We start from the raw sequence: 13598 nt of genomic DNA, 5'->3' as shown, positions 1-13598 counted from the left end.
TCGGACACAGGATATCCGAGTACTATCTCGGACATAAGCTGTCCGAGTTTGCGAGGGCATGCCCCACCCGAAGGAAGGCGCACCATGAAGATCACCGTCATCGGTACCGGACTCATCGGCTCGCAGCTCGCCACCGAGCTGACCGCACGAGGCCACGCGGTGACCACCGCGTCGCTGTCGTCCGGCGTCGACCTGCTCACCGGGGCCGGTCTCGACACGGCGCTCGCCGGCGCGGAGGCCGTGGTGAACGTGACCAACTCCCCCACCTTCGACGAGCAGTCGATCGAGTTCTTCCGCACCACGGTGGGCAACCTCCTCGCCGCGGGCGAGCGGGCCGGCGTCCGCCACCAGGTGGTGCTGTCCATCGTCGGCGTGGACCAGGTCCCCGAACTGGACTACTACCGCGCCAAGACGCTCCAGGAGGAGCTGCTGCGCGGCGGTCCGACGCCCTACTCGATCGTGCGCGCCACGCAGTTCTTCGAGTTCATGGAGCCCACCATGTCCTGGACCTCGGACGGGACCGCGGTGCGACTGCCCGCGACGCTGCTCCAGCCGATCGCCAGCCGCGACATCGTCGACATCCTCGCGGACGTGACCACCGGCACGCCGCTCGGCGGGGTTCTCGACATCGCGGGCCCCGACAAGTTCACCCTCGACGAGATCGGCCGCATGACGCTCGCCGCCCGGGGCGACCGACGCCCCGTCATCGTCGACGCCCAGGCGGGCCTGTTCGCCGCCGTCCACGGAGACGTCCTCACCCCGGGCCCCGGCGCCCGCCTGGCACCGACCCACTACCAGGACTGGCTCAACGGCTGACCACTCCGGGCAGCACCGAAGGCCGCCACCCGCAACGGGGCGGCGGCCTTCCGGGGCCTTCTCGGCACGGAACGCCTACGGCGCGCCGCAGCTCAGCCGGAACTCGTGCCGCTCGAGGGTCACCTCACCCGGGTCCGCTTCCCCGTTGGTGTTCAGGTCCCGGTAGACCACCTCGTGGTCCTCACGGATCGTCAGGGTCCCGATGACCGTCCCGTCCGCAGCGTGGATCGTGCGCTCGTCCTGCGCGCTGAAGCTGCCCGCCGTGCTGTACGGCAGCCGCAGCACCACCGCGAAGTCGTCCCGGTCGAGGCCGCTCTGGACATACCGTCCGTCGGGCAGATCCATGTGGAAGTCATACGAAGTGCTCGACGCCCCCCGCCGCCCGGGCCGGCGCCGCCCCACCCAGCACGGACACCACGAGAACGGCGGCCAACGCCGCCCGACAACGAACAGACAGCGACCAGCCCATGCTCCGAGCACCTCTCCCACGCGGGACGTCCAACAGGTGCTGAACGTCGCGCTTCTCGCGGGCCAACTTGCCTCCGCCGAGGGCCCGCCAGGCGTTCCCGATCATCGCGGCGCCTGCTGCAGAGTCGTTGGCATCCAGGCTGACCCCGGCGAGCTCGGCCTGGTTGGCGGCCTCGGCGCGATCGGTGTCGCTGGGCCCGCTCTTCTTTCCGGGCAACTTCAATGCGCACTCCTTCTCGTTGAGCTGGGAACCTTGCGGCCGGAAGCCTGCTGAGCAGCCCACGTGCTGACGCGAGCCTCGGTGGTGAACCACTCCGGCCGGCGGTCCGGCGACGGGACCCGGACCCAGTCCTTGTTCTTGAGGTCCCAGGCCCCCCACAGGGGCTCCGCCGCGCCGACCGGCGGCAGCAGTCGGGCTTCGTAGCGGTCAGGCACTGGTGGCCTCCGGGCTGGGAATGGCGCGGCGTACTCGGCGGGCCGGCGCGAACAGCGGCTCGCCTGGCGGTAGTAGTTGGCCGTTGCGGCGGTGTGCGGCCTCGGCCACGAACAGGTCGATGTGGTCGTCCACTGCTGCCAGGCGTTGGGCGTGGTACCAGTGGCTCTGAATGTGCATCCGGGCCTGGAACGGGGTGCCGTACCGGTCTGTCTCGCCACCGGCGAGGACCAGTTCGCTGGTGACCTGGTCGCGTAGGCCCCAGCCCGGCCGGCCCTTCTCGTCGGGCTCCAACTCCTCGACGATGAACCGCTCCTCCGGGGTCACCGCTCGGCCGCCATGCAGCGCGCGCAGGACCGGACCGGCCACCCGAGGGGCGCCTCCCCGGTCGGGGTGTAGACGTGGCCAGCGTCGACCAGCTGGTGGTCGGTGCCACAGCCGATGCAGCGGCGGCCGTGGAGCTGCTCGCTGGTGACCTCGACCTCGCACTCGTCCCCGGTGAGGGGCCGGAGCGTGACGAGCACGGCCGCCGGGGCCGGTGATGCAGATGTCATGGGGCGAGCTTCGGGCCGGGCCAGGACGGCGACTAGGGGCTGTTTTGGAAGGTCGTCCGGCGTGATGCCAGGCTCTGTGGATGGGGCGTGGGGATCTGTCGGATGATCAGTGGGCTGTGCTGGAGCCGTTGCTGCCGATGGCCGGGGTGGGTCGTCCGGCGAGGTCGCGCCGCAGGCTGGTCAACGGGATTCGGTGGCGGGTGCGGACGGGAGCTCCGTGGCGGGACGTTCCGCCGGAGTACGGACCCTGGCAGACGATCTATGGCCTGTTCCGCCGCTGGCAGCGTCAGGGCATCTGGCAGCAGATCCTGGCTGGCCTGCAGACGCGGGCCGATGCGGCGGGGCTGATCGTCTGGGAAGTGAACGTCGACTCCACGATCTGCCGAGCCCACCAACACGCCGCTGGCGCCCGGCGGGACGGGGCCGCGCAGAAGGAGCCGCCAGGCGGCGTGGGCAAGGAGCCCGCGGACCACGGACTGGGCCGGTCGCGAGGCGGTTTCACGACCAAGATTCACCTGGCCTGCGAGCAACGGCAGAAGCCGCTGTCCCTCCTCGTCACGGCCGGCCAGCGCGGGGACTCACCGCAGTTCGAAGCGGTGCTCGACGCGATACGCGTGCCCCGGACCGGGCCCGGCCGCCCCCGCACCCTGCCGCTTCGAGTGCGCGGCGACAAGGCGTACTCGTCCAAGGCCAATCGCGCCTACCTGCGCAGACGCGGCATCCTGTGCACCATCCCGGAGCCGGCCGACCAGATCCGTAACCGCAAGCGGCGCGGCGCGAGCGGGGGACGTCCGCCCCACTTCGACCGAGAGGACTACAAGGGCCGCCATGCCGTCGAGTGCGGCATCAACCGGTTGAAGCAGCACCGGGCGGTGGCCACCCGGTTCGACAAACTCGCCGTCCGCTTCGAGGCGGCCGTCCTCGTCGCCGCGATCAACCAGTGGCTGTGAGAACCGATGTGTCGGGCTCGCGTGCCATGCTGGCCGCGAGCCCGGAGCGGGGTGTCGCACAGGGGAGAGACCGGTGGCCGCTGACTACTACTGCGCCGACAGCGAGAACGGCGACCACATCGACGACCCGTCCGAAGACGCCATCTTCATGCTGGTCGACGATCTCAACGACACCGACAACACGTTCGTCGTCATCCAGCCCGACGAGGACGACCCGATCTGGTACCTCTCGGTCGCTGTCCTCGACAAGGGCGGATACGAGATCGTCCGCCGTGACGCGAGCCGTCGCGAACACGACGTGGTCACCGAGACCAGCATCCACACGATCGCGCGCGACCTCATCCTCTGGCTGGCCGCCCGAAGCTTCCCCGGACGGCCAACCAGAGGCACCTTCGACGCCTTCTAAAACACGGCCTAGGCCGTGTCTGACAAATGATCACCTGGCCGGTTCGCGGAGCCGTTGGCTCCGGTTCACCGGTCGCCCCGGCGGTGCGCAACCGCGGAGCGGGCGCGTGCGTCCCCCGTACGAGCGCGGCGGTGCGTCCGCGTACGGGACAGCGACGGAGCGGGTGGGCCGGTCTTTGGCGGAGATGGTGGAGGGCGTCATGGTCGTGCCCCCGGAGCGCGGACCTGCCGGTGCGGACCGGCCTGGGCGCGTGGCGGGCGTGGTGCCATGGGGTGTGGCAGCGGGCGCGCTCGTCTGGGGCCTTGCGGGGGCCCGGCGGGCCGAGCACGAGGCCAACTACCCGTGGAACGTCTGGACCCCGGTCGGGTACGGCGCCGTGAAGGGGGTGTTCCTCGGACTGCTGGCCGGCTGGGCTCGGTTGATCGTGGAGTCGACCGAGACGGTCCACTCCACCCGGCCCACCGCGTCGTCACGAACCTGGATGTGCTCCAGCAGCCTCGCCCACGTCCCGTCCGCCTCCCAGCGGGCGAACCGCTCGTAGACCGTCTGCCACGGCCCGTACCGCTCGGGCAGATCACGCCACGGAGCCCCCGTCCGCAGCCGCCACAGCACCCCGTTGACCACCTGCCGGTGATCGCGCCACGGACGGCCACGCCCATCCACCTGCGGCAACAGCGGTTCTATCCGCCCCCACGCCGCATCCGTCAACTCACCCCGACCAGTCACGTGATCAATTATCAGACACGCCCTAGGGCCACCATGAGTACTCACCATGTAGCAGGCGGCGTCGGTAGCCTCGGTGGATCGCCGCGACGGGAGACCCCTATGCCGAGCCCGGATCAGGTGCCCGCGCACCTGCTGGCCGACCGCCAGTTCGTCACCGCGTGCGCCGACCGCAAGATCGGCACGGTGTTTCACCTCGCCAAGATCCGTGCTGGAATCTACCCAGCACAGATCGCTCGGCTCACCGGGCTCCAGACCAGCCGTGTCACCGAGTACGTGACCAGTGGGCGAGTGGCCACGAGCATGGACGTCTGTGAGCGTGTCGCGGACGGCCTCGGCATCCCGGGCCGGATGCTCGGTCTCGCTGACCGCCCCTGGGAAACCCCCGCAACACCAGCCAGCTACCAGTCGGCCGCGATCCCCGAGACCTGGGAGATCCTGGACATGCTGACCCGGTCGACCGCAAGCGACGCCACCCTGCTGCACCTGGAGTCAGCGGTCGCCGAGTCAGCGTTCAGGTACCCGGTCACCTCGCCGGCGGCGAGCGTACCGCTGATGCAGCGTCAGCTCGCCGCCGTACACGAGCTTCTCAGCCGGCCGCAGGCTCTCGGTGCTCGCCGACGGTGCGTCCGGATACTGACTGTCCTGTCTGGCCTGCTGGGCCTGGCCTACCACGACTGCGGCGACCGAAGCCGCTCCGACGCCACGTTCCACATGGGCCAGGTGGCCGCAGAGGAAAGCGAGACCGCCGAGCTGACGGCCTGGTTGCTGACCATGCAGAGCATCGTGGACTACACGGCGGGGCGGACGGAGCAGGCCGCGGGCCTCCTCGGGCAGGCCGACGTCCTGGCGGCAGGAGCCAGCCCCCGGCGCCGCGCGTGGATCGCCGCGAACCTCGGCCGCTCCCTCGCCGCCACCGGCCAGCACCGGTCCGCGTTGGCCACGCTGGACCGCTCCGCCGAGCTGCTGGAGTTGGCGCCAGTCGAACCGCTCGGCGGACTCGACTTCTTCACCAGGCCTCGTCTGGACGGCATCACCGGCGAGAGCCATGCCCTGCTCGGCCACCACGACGTCGCGGCCGACCTGCTGACCACTGCGCTGGAGCGGCGAGACCAGGCTGACGTGAAGGGCCTGGCACTGCTGACGTTCGACCTCGCCGAGTGTCGGATCGGCCAGGGCGATGTCGCCAGCGCTTGCTCGCTGGCGCACAGCGCGCTGGACATCGCGGGAGGCAGCATCATCCAGCCCCTGGTCGCGCGGGCTCGCGCGTTCCAGGCATCCCTCGGGCCGTGGCGGGCATCCGGCCCCGTACGGGAGCTCAGCGCTCGCGTGAGAGAGTCGGAGCACCAGCTCGTCCGTACCTGAGGAGGACCCGGTGGAGTGGAAAAGCTACGGCCGACGGCGGGTCTACGACAGCCCCTACGTCGAGGTCTGGCTGGACGACGTCGACATCCCCGGGATCGGCCGCATCGACCACCACGTCATCACCATGCCGAAGGCGTCGGTTACCTCGGTGGTGACCAACGAGGCGGGCGACTTCTTGCTGCTCTACCGGCACCGGTTCATCACCGGGCGGTGGGGCTGGGAGGTCCCGGCTGGGTGGGCCGAGCCTGGTGAGGACCCGGCTGCGGCGATCGCCCGGGAGATCGAGGAGGAGACGGGCTGGCGGCCGGGCAAGGTGGAGCCGCTCGTCGAGTACGACGCCCTGGCCGGGATCAGCACCATGCACTTCCGCAGCTTCCACGCCACCGGGTGCGCGCAGGTTGGAGTGCCGGTCGATTCGAGCGAGGGCAAAGTGGAGTGGCTGCCGGAGGTCGAGGTCGTAAAGCTGCTGACCTCGGGCAACGTGGCAGACGGCCCCTCGCTCGCCGCACTCTCGTACTACCTCGGCCCGCACCGACTGGCGTAGTGGGCCGCGCTGTTCCGTCGGGCTGTCGGTGGCCGGGCCTACGATCGCGCACGCGAGCGACACCATCGAGATCCCCGCAGACCTGATCGACCTGCACCGCCAGTGGGTCGAGGCCGACGCCCAGGTCCACCAGCGGATCGCCGAGATCGAGCAGCACGAAGCCGAGCACGGCCGGCCCCCACTCCCGACCACCCCGGACGCGCGGACGACCAGCTCGCCCAGTTGCCACAACAATCCGCCGGAGGCGCCCGTCAGCTGACGGGCCGTCACCTCACCGGTGGGTGCGGCGGAAGTCGCCGGGGGTGCGGCCGGTCTCGCGGGCGAAGAACTTTCCGAAGTTGGTGGCCTCGGTGAAGCCGAGCGCACGGCCGATCGCGGCCACGGGCAGATCGGTGTGGGCGAGCAGCCGCCGCGCCTGCAGGGCGACGCGGGCGTCGGCCAGCTGCTTGGCGCTTCGGCCGGTGGCGGCCAGGCAGGCGCGAGTGATGGTCCGGGACGAGTAGCCGAGGCGCGCGGCGTAGTCCTCGACGGAGCGGGTGGTGGCGAAGGAACGCTCGAGCTCGCGTCGGAAGGCCAGATGGACCTCCGCGCCGGGGAGGCCGGTCGTGGCGGAGCGTCCGGCCGGGCCCGGCAGGCGCGCCACGCGGATGAGCAGTGCGCCGAGCAGCTGGCGCAGCAGCGCCTGGGTCAGCTCGGTGGGAGCGGGGGCCTGTGTGTCCTGCAGTCTCCGGTACTCCGACTGCAGGTCGATCACGGCCCGGTCAAGGGCGTTGAACTCGGCGGGCGGCAGCCGCCAGGACACCGGGCCGAACGCGTCGAGCACCTCATGGGTCGCAGGCAACGGTGGCGGGAAGTCGGCGGTGAACAGCAGCAGGGTGGCGTCGAGCTCCGCGATGGCGTCATCCGAGCCGACGGGCAGACCTTGAACCTGGCCGGGTCGCAGATGGAGCAGTGTTCCGCGGGTACACGGGTAGGTGACGAAATCAACCATCGCGGTGCCCTTGCCGTGGCGTACCAGCATGAGCTGGTGGAAGTCGAGGCGGCTCGGCCGCCGGGCAACTGAGCTCTTCAGCCGTGCCTTCAGTGCGTCGAAGGCCAGCACCTCGACGCCGGTGGGCCGGCGGCCGGGGTTGTCGTAGGCGATGTCGATGATGTCGTGCTGTCCAGTTTCGACCATGTCGAGGCGTGACTCTACCTCGTCGCGCGGGCGCCCGCGGAGGCATGGTGGAGGCACGGCCGACAGCGGGCGCCACACACCGCGCAGCCGACTGAGAAGCCGTCACATCACCCTGTTCCGAAGGAAGGACCTTTCACCATGTCCCCTGTTGTCACCGATCCCGCGCAGCTGCCGATCCTGTTCCAGGACGCCCTGAACGACGGCGACGTCGACACCGTACTGGCCCTGTTCGCCCCGAACGCGGGCATGCGCACGGTGACGGGCGAACTCGTCACCGGAGCCGAGGCGTTGCGCGCGGAGCTCGCCGGAACCGTCCTCGCCCATGGCCAGTTGACGAACGTTCAGCGCCACACCCTGGTCGGCGCGGAGACCGCCCTCCTGGTCACCGACTGGACGCTGGAGATCGACGGCCCCGACGGCGAACGGATCGCTCCGACCGGCACCACCGCCAACATCGCCCACCGGGGCGCCGACGGCGGCTGGCGCTTCACCCTCCTCAACCCGCTGGGCACCGTCTGAACCCGCCCCTCCCCCACGACACCGAGCGGGACCCTGCCGCTCGGTGTCGGCCGATCCGGGGAGGGCCACACCACTGTTCTCCGCCATGCGAAATGATGCTTCCGACGTTGATGTGTCGCTTACCTCTCCGGAATCGCGAGGAAACGCACGGCCCGTTCCCTCGTCCCGGCGCTGGTGCGGGCCGTGGTCGCCACCTTTTGGTACGGGGCGCAGACCAGCGCGGCGGCCGGTGCGATCGTCGCGTTCCTCACCAGATACAGCGGCCCCAAGCACTTCCACCAGAGCACCCACCTGCTCGGGCACAGCAGCCTGGAGGTGGTGTGCTTCCTGGGTGTGTCGGCCGGGCAGCTGCTGATCATCAGTAAGGGGATGGAGACGGTTCGCCGGTTCCAGGACTTCGCCGGGCCGGCCGTCTGGCTGATGATGCTGGTCCTCGCCGTCGTCCTGTCGGTCAAGGCCGGCGCGCTGACGGCGAGTTCCGCTTCCAAGGCGGCTGGAACATCCGGGCCTTCGCGGCCGCCGCCGTCGGCGCGGTCTTCTCCAGCCTCCTCCCGGTCTACGGGCCGGCCGGCTACGGCGCGGCGCTCGGGCCGTACACCTGGTTCATCGGCGTCATCGTCGCCGGCTCGCTGTACTTCGCGGTGAGCGGCGGCAGGAGCCGGATCCTCCCGGCGGACGGCACGGACCGGTCGGCCAGGTTCGCGCGGTCGGCGTGAGTGGGCAGACGTAGCCTGACAGAGCAGGTTTTTCCCGCGCAGTCTCATCGAGCCGCCCGCGAGTGCGGGCAGCGCGTCCCGCCTCACGTCCTGGCCCGATGGTCAGGAGGCATGATGTCCGTCGCAGAGCTGGACGCGGTGAAGCAGGAGGCGTTCGCGGGCCGGATGCTCCAGATGGTGAACGACGCCTGCCTGGGCCTGATGGCGGGTCTGGGCCACGAGAGCGGCCTGTTCGACACGATGGCCGGGATGGCTCCGGCCACGAGCGGGGAGATCGCCCGGGCGGCCGGGCTCAACGAGCGCTACGTACGGGAGTGGCTGGGGGCGATGGTGGTAGGCGGGGTCGTCGACTACGACCCGCAGCGGACCACGTACGTGCTGCCGCCCGAGCACGCCGCCTCCCTGACGAGGGCGTCGGGGCCGGACAACCTCGCCCGGATCGCCCAGGACCTCGGCATGATGGGCGAGGTGGAACAGCAGGTGCTGGAGGCGTTCCGCACCGGGAGCGGCGTTCCGTATTCGGCGTACCCCAGGTTCCAGGCGCTCCAGGCGGAGGAGTCCGGGGAGGTCTACGACCTGGCGCTGGTGGACGGGATCGTTCCGCTGGTTCCGGGACTGCCGGAGCGGCTGGCCGCGGGCGCCGACGTACTGGACATCGGCTGCGGCCAGGGTCACGCGGTCAACGTCCTCGCCACGACCTTCCCGGCCAGTTCCTTCCAGGGGATCGACATGTCGGAGGACGGCATCGCCGCAGCTCGCGCCGAGGCCGCCGAACTGGGCCTGGCCAACGCGGCGTTCCGGATCGGCGACTGCGCCGAGCTGACCGGCGCCTACGACCTCGTCACGGCGTTCGACGTCATCCACGACCTGGCCCGACCCGCACAGGCGCTGGCCTCGGTCGCCGGTGCGCTGAAGGACGACGGGGTGTTCCTGATGGGCGACATCGCGGCGTCCAGCCGTCTGGAGGAGAACATCGAGCACCCCCTGGGTCCGGCGCTGTACACGTTCTCGACGTTCTACTGCATGAGTGTCTCGCTCAGCGAGGGCGGCGAGGGGCTGGGAACGGCGTGGGGCGAGGAAACCGCCCTGCGGATGCTCGCCGAGGCCGGTTTCAGCCAGGTCGACACCCAGCGGGTCGAGGGGGACATCCTGAACGTCTACTACGTGGCGCGGCGTTGACGCGTGCTTCAGGCGGGCGGCCCCGCTGAAGGGCGTGCCGGGCCGGTGCATCGGCATGCCGTCACGTAGCAAGCCCGCCCGCCATCGGCCAGTGATCCGATGAGTCCCCGCTCTTTTCGCGATGAGAGCGGTCACAAGTCGTGTGACGAACTTGTTGCCAGGCTATTGATCCGATGTATCGAGTGTCCTAGGGTGTCGCCAACCGGTCAACTGCCCCTCCATCCACCCCACTTGGAGGAGCAAGGCGCATGCCCGGAAGTCCCCCGACACTTCAGGAGCCGCACCATGTCCTCCGCACCCCTGAGCAGGCGTTCCCTGATCAAGGCCATCGCGCTCGCCGGCGGAACCGTGGCCATCGGGCTGCCGCAGGCCCTGTGGCCTGCCACCGCCGAGGCCTACACTGTCCCCTCGAAGCTGGACTGGTGGTACCAGGCCCGGTTCGGGATGTTCATCCACTTCGGGTCGTACTCCCGTCTCGGCCATGGTGAATGGGCCTTCAGCGCCGAGAGCTGGTCCAAGTCCGCCTACCAGAGCCAGGTTTCCGCGGGCTTCAACCCCTCCGCGTTCGACCCCGCCGCGATCGCCCAGCTGGCCGCGGACGCCGGCATGAAGTACCTGGTGATCACCGCGAAGCACCACGAGGGCTTCGCCATGTGGGACACCAACGTCCCCGGCTTCACCGACAGCACCGGCACCAAGCTGTACAACCTGCACGACTACGCCGGTTACCAGGGTGACCTGCTGGCTTCGCTCAAGAAGGAGTGCGAGGCGCGAGGCGTCAAGTTCGGGCTCTACTACTCGATCCTGGACTGGAACCACCCCTCCCAGAACAACCGAGGGGGCCTCACCACGATGACCTCGCAGGCCGCCCGTACCGCGTACATCGCCGACATGAAGGCCCAGTTGCAGGAGTTGCTGGACCGCTACGACCCGGCGCTCCTGTGGTTCGACGGCGACTGGTTCGCCGAACCGGCCAGCCCCACCCTGGAGGACTGGTGGGTCCGGTCGGACGGCGTCGACCTCTACAACTGGCTGATCGCCCGCAAGCCGAACCTGGTCGTCAACGAGCGGGTCAAGCGTGAGTTCGGCCTCGGCGACTACGCGGTCGCGGAGTTCGGCCTCCCCAGTGCGCCGCTGGAGCGACAGTGGGAGCGGTGCGACACCATGAACGGCGCCTGGGGTTACAACGCGGGTGCCGAGAACTCCTACCGGCCCGTCAGGGACTTCGTCCAGGAGCTCGTCACCTGCGTCTCCCGGGACGGCAACTTCCTGCTGAACATCGGACCCAAGGGCGACGGCTCGGTCACCGCCGGATCCGTGACCGTGCTGCGTGGCCTGGCCTCCTGGATGGCGACGTACCGCGACAGCGTGCACGGGACCACGGCGAGCCCCTTCGCCACCGAGCCCAGCTGGGGCAAGGTCACCAAGAAGGACGGCAAGCTGTTCGCCCACGTCTTCAACTGGCCCGCCAACGGCGTGCTGCAGATCCCGGCGGTCTCCAACTCCATCAGCCGGGTCTACCTGATGAACAACCCCTCGGCCGCGCTCGGTTACACCGTCGGCGGCGGCCAGATCAGCGTCACCGTGCCGGCCTCCGCGCCGGACGCCAGCGACTCCGTGGTCTGCGTCGAGGTCAGCGGCATCCCCACCGCCACCAGCGGTGCGGCCAGGGTGGTGGCGTTCCAGGACACGGGCTACTCGGCGGGCAACGCCGTTCTGCCGCTGGGCAGTTACACCTCCGCCCAGCTGTCGACCGCAGGGGTGGGACCCTCGGCCATCTCCTCACTGCGGGTGCCCCAGGGGTACCAGGTGACGGGCTACTCCGCCGACAACTTCACCGGTACGGCCTGGACGTTCAGCGCGGACAACCCCGACCTGCGGGTGACCGGCAACAACGACGCCATCGTCTCGCTGAAGGTCACGTTCAACTCGGCCTCGTACTTCCGGCTGGTCAATGTCACCGACGGTCTCGCCCTGGACAGCGGCGGGAACGTCGCCAGTGGTTCGGACCTCAAGCAGTGGACCCTCGTCGACAGCGCCAACCTCCAGTGGCAGGCCGTCGATCTCGGCAACGGCTACCACCGGCTGGTGAACCGGACCAACGGCATGGTCGTGGACGGCTGGGGCTCGACCAACGCCGGCGCAACGGCACGGCAGGCGGCCTGGAACGGCGGCTCCAACCAACAGTGGCAGATCACCGACCGTGGCAACGGCCAGTACTCGATCGCCAACCGCGGCACCGGACTTGTCCTCGACGGCGGCGGGCAGGTCCCCTCCGGGTCCGTGGCCAAGCAGTGGACCTGGGTGGCCGGCACCACCAACCTGCTGTGGACGTTCCAGCCCACCTCCTGACCACCTGGTAGGGCAGCGGTTGTCGGGTTCACTTCCTGGGCCGACGTCCTGAGCCGGAGAGTGCCGTTCGTTTCCGCGTCACCGTGACGCCGAAACGAACGGCACTTGGCTGGTGGGGAGTACTCGCAATCGCCGGTCAGTCGATGCCTTCGATGACGCAGAAGTCGCGCTCGACGCCGTCGGGGAGGGCCACCAGCGCCTTCTGGTACGCCTCGCTCTCGTATGCCGCGACGGCCTGTTCAAAGCTACGGAACTCGGTACGGCCCTGCTGCTCCGCAACACCCGCAGCGTCGAATTGACCACGGCCGGTGCGGCTTTGGCGGAGTCCGCGCCACCCGCACTGGCAGCACTGGAGTTGATGAACAGAGCGATCCGCATCAGCCCACCTCCACCGGAGTCGGAACGCCCACGGGCAGCAACCCGCGCTCCTTCAAATCCGCCCAGAGCGCGTCCGGGACAGGGCGCTGGATCATAGCGGCGGCGTCGCGCACCTCGTCAGCACTGCGCGTACCGACCAGGACCGACGCAACAGCCGGATGCCCGAACGGGAACCGCAGCGCGGCAGCCCGCAGCGGCACACCGTGGCTCTCACAGACCGCCTTGAGATCGAGCGCTCGTTGCACCAACTCGGCGGGCGCGGTGGCGTAGTCGAAGGTCGCACCGGGCTTCGGGTCGGCGAGCAGGCCGGAGTTGAAGACCCCACCGATGACGACGCCGACGCCGCGTTCGTCGGCCAGCGGCAGCAGCTCGGCCAGACCGCCGTGGTCGAGCAGGGTGTAACGCCCGGCCAGCAGCACCACGTCGATGTCCGTCTCCCGCACGAACCGGGCCGGCAACCCGGCCTGGTTCATACCGACCCCGATCGCCCCCAACACACCTTCCGCACGCAGCCGCTCCAACTCCGGATACGCCTCACTCAGCGCCCACTCGGCGTGATCATCCGGATCATGCAGATAAGCGATATCGACCCGCTCCACCCCCAGCCGCTCCAAGCTCCCCTCCAGCGACCGGCGCACACCCTCCGCACTGAAATCCCAACGCCGCCGGTGGTCGGCCGCCACCGCAAAGCCATTGGCGAGGTCACCGCCCACAGCACCCGAAACCGGCTCCAGCAGCCGCCCGACCTTCGTCGAAATCGCGTACTCCTCGCGCGGCATCCCACCCAACACCGCACCCAACCGCCGCTCCGACAACCCCAGACCGTAATGCGGAGCGGTATCGAAATACCGCACACCACACTCCCAAGCCGCGGCCACAGCCTCCTCCGCCTCAGCATCGGACACCGCCGCGAACAGGTTCCCGATACCCGCCGCACCAAAAGCGAGCTCACTCACCCCCACCGAACCACGCCCAACCGCATTCTGACGTAGCGTCACAAAGCCACCTCCGATCGCAG

At 69.6% G+C, this 13598-nt stretch carries 16 protein-coding genes and 2 pseudogenes; 10 read left to right on the top strand and 8 right to left on the bottom strand.

The genetic code is table 11. The annotated features are described in order from the left end of the window. Positions 1–84: 84 nt before the first annotated feature. Complete coding sequence (locus F4556_RS33335; RefSeq protein ID WP_184922835.1) at positions 85–816, top strand: SDR family oxidoreductase; 732 nt, start codon at positions 85–87, stop codon at positions 814–816. A gap of 75 nt (positions 817–891) precedes the next feature. On the opposite strand, the gene F4556_RS33330 is transcribed toward F4556_RS33335, so the two are convergent. The 4 genes from F4556_RS33330 to F4556_RS33315 form a co-directional block, all read right to left on the bottom strand. Next, positions 892–1161, bottom strand: coding sequence for a hypothetical protein (locus tag F4556_RS33330; protein WP_184922833.1), 270 nt, complete (start codon positions 1159–1161; stop codon positions 892–894). A gap of 7 nt (positions 1162–1168) precedes the next feature. Then, positions 1169–1507: a hypothetical protein gene (locus F4556_RS33325; protein WP_184922831.1), complete on the bottom strand. Its 339-nt coding sequence runs from the start codon at positions 1505–1507 to the stop codon at positions 1169–1171. Between the two features lie 204 nt (positions 1508–1711). Next, positions 1712–2086, bottom strand: coding sequence for a hypothetical protein (locus tag F4556_RS33320; protein WP_184922829.1), 375 nt, complete (start codon positions 2084–2086; stop codon positions 1712–1714). Continuing rightward, positions 2041–2271: a hypothetical protein gene (locus tag F4556_RS33315; protein WP_184922827.1), complete on the bottom strand. Its 231-nt coding sequence runs from the start codon at positions 2269–2271 to the stop codon at positions 2041–2043. Before F4556_RS33315 ends, F4556_RS33320 begins: the two co-directional genes overlap by 46 nt. An 80-nt stretch (positions 2272–2351) precedes the next feature. Here F4556_RS33315 and F4556_RS33310 point away from each other — a divergent pair, with 80 nt between their 5' ends. Together F4556_RS33310 and F4556_RS33305 are read left to right on the top strand one after the other, a co-directional pair. Further along, positions 2352–3221: an IS5 family transposase gene (locus tag F4556_RS33310; RefSeq protein ID WP_184912734.1), complete on the top strand. Its 870-nt coding sequence runs from the start codon at positions 2352–2354 to the stop codon at positions 3219–3221. Positions 3222–3294: 73 nt separating this feature from the next. Next, positions 3295–3627, top strand: a complete 333-nt coding sequence (locus tag F4556_RS33305) for a hypothetical protein (RefSeq protein WP_184912732.1) — start codon at positions 3295–3297, stop codon at positions 3625–3627. 372 nt (positions 3628–3999) lie between these two features. Here the strand turns inward: F4556_RS33305 and F4556_RS33300 are convergent. Then, positions 4000–4353 (bottom strand): annotated as a pseudogene (locus F4556_RS33300) (IS5 family transposase); the annotation flags it as partial. 117 nt (positions 4354–4470) lie between these two features. Here F4556_RS33300 and F4556_RS33295 point away from each other — a divergent pair. From F4556_RS33295 to F4556_RS33285, 3 genes are read left to right on the top strand one after another with little or no spacing between them, the layout of a single operon-like run. After that, positions 4471–5715, top strand: a complete 1245-nt coding sequence (locus F4556_RS33295; protein WP_184922825.1) for an NsdA family TPR-like regulatory protein — start codon at positions 4471–4473, stop codon at positions 5713–5715. A gap of 10 nt (positions 5716–5725) precedes the next feature. Then, on the top strand, positions 5726–6259 hold the full coding sequence (locus F4556_RS33290) for an NUDIX hydrolase (RefSeq protein WP_184922823.1): 534 nt from the start codon (positions 5726–5728) through the stop codon (positions 6257–6259). 28 nt (positions 6260–6287) lie between these two features. Continuing rightward, positions 6288–6518 (top strand): hypothetical protein, encoded by a 231-nt coding sequence (locus tag F4556_RS33285; RefSeq protein WP_184922821.1) that lies wholly within the window; start codon positions 6288–6290, stop codon positions 6516–6518. A 12-nt stretch (positions 6519–6530) separates the two neighbouring features. Here F4556_RS33285 and F4556_RS33280 read toward each other — a convergent pair whose 3' ends face one another. Next, on the bottom strand, positions 6531–7436 hold the full coding sequence (locus F4556_RS33280; protein ID WP_184922820.1) for a helix-turn-helix domain-containing protein: 906 nt from the start codon (positions 7434–7436) through the stop codon (positions 6531–6533). Between the two features lie 138 nt (positions 7437–7574). On the opposite strand from F4556_RS33280, the gene F4556_RS33275 reads away from it, so the two are divergent. The 4 genes from F4556_RS33275 to F4556_RS33260 all read left to right on the top strand — a co-directional run bounded on the left by F4556_RS33275 (position 7575) and on the right by F4556_RS33260 (position 12202). Beyond that, entirely contained in the window at positions 7575–7955 is a 381-nt protein-coding gene (locus F4556_RS33275) for a YybH family protein (RefSeq protein ID WP_184922818.1), read from the top strand. 183 nt (positions 7956–8138) lie between these two features. Continuing rightward, a complete protein-coding gene (locus F4556_RS33270; RefSeq protein ID WP_313068993.1) occupies positions 8139–8600 on the top strand; it encodes a cytosine permease in 462 nt (153 codons plus the stop codon). Between the two features lie 185 nt (positions 8601–8785). Beyond that, positions 8786–9850, top strand: coding sequence for a class I SAM-dependent methyltransferase (locus tag F4556_RS33265; protein ID WP_246511155.1), 1065 nt, complete (start codon positions 8786–8788; stop codon positions 9848–9850). A 285-nt stretch (positions 9851–10135) separates the two neighbouring features. Further along, on the top strand, positions 10136–12202 hold the full coding sequence (locus tag F4556_RS33260; protein WP_184922814.1) for an alpha-L-fucosidase: 2067 nt from the start codon (positions 10136–10138) through the stop codon (positions 12200–12202). Between the two features lie 136 nt (positions 12203–12338). Here F4556_RS33260 and F4556_RS33255 read toward each other — a convergent pair. Both F4556_RS33255 and F4556_RS33250 read right to left on the bottom strand, forming a co-directional pair. Further along, positions 12339–12536: pseudogene (locus tag F4556_RS33255) on the bottom strand (DUF1330 domain-containing protein); the annotation flags it as partial. A 43-nt stretch (positions 12537–12579) separates the two neighbouring features. Next, positions 12580–13578: an aldo/keto reductase gene (locus F4556_RS33250; protein ID WP_184922812.1), complete on the bottom strand. Its 999-nt coding sequence runs from the start codon at positions 13576–13578 to the stop codon at positions 12580–12582. Positions 13579–13598: the final 20 nt, after the last annotated feature.

Origin of the sequence: Kitasatospora gansuensis (genome assembly GCF_014203705.1) — a bacterium.
Lineage (GTDB): Bacteria > Actinomycetota > Actinomycetes > Streptomycetales > Streptomycetaceae > Kitasatospora > Kitasatospora gansuensis.
This window is presented reverse-complemented; position numbering and strand designations above follow the sequence as displayed.

Bases quoted from the DNA above. Each gene is read 5' to 3' on its own strand.
- F4556_RS33275 (WP_184922818.1), top strand. From the start codon at position 7,575: ATGTCCCCTGTTGTCACCGATCCCGCGCAGCTGCCGATCCTGTTCCAG.
- F4556_RS33260 (WP_184922814.1), top strand. From the start codon at position 10,136: ATGTCCTCCGCACCCCTGAGCAGGCGTTCCCTGATCAAGGCCATCGCG.
- F4556_RS33310 (WP_184912734.1), top strand. From the start codon at position 2,352: ATGGGGCGTGGGGATCTGTCGGATGATCAGTGGGCTGTGCTGGAGCCG.
- F4556_RS33330 (WP_184922833.1), bottom strand. From the start codon at position 1,161: ATGGATCTGCCCGACGGACGGTATGTCCAGAGCGGCCTCGACCGGGAC.
- F4556_RS33315 (WP_184922827.1), bottom strand. From the start codon at position 2,271: ATGACATCTGCATCACCGGCCCCGGCGGCCGTGCTCGTCACGCTCCGG.
- F4556_RS33280 (WP_184922820.1), bottom strand. From the start codon at position 7,436: ATGGTCGAAACTGGACAGCACGACATCATCGACATCGCCTACGACAAC.
- F4556_RS33335 (WP_184922835.1), top strand. From the start codon at position 85: ATGAAGATCACCGTCATCGGTACCGGACTCATCGGCTCGCAGCTCGCC.
- F4556_RS33265 (WP_246511155.1), top strand. From the start codon at position 8,786: ATGTCCGTCGCAGAGCTGGACGCGGTGAAGCAGGAGGCGTTCGCGGGC.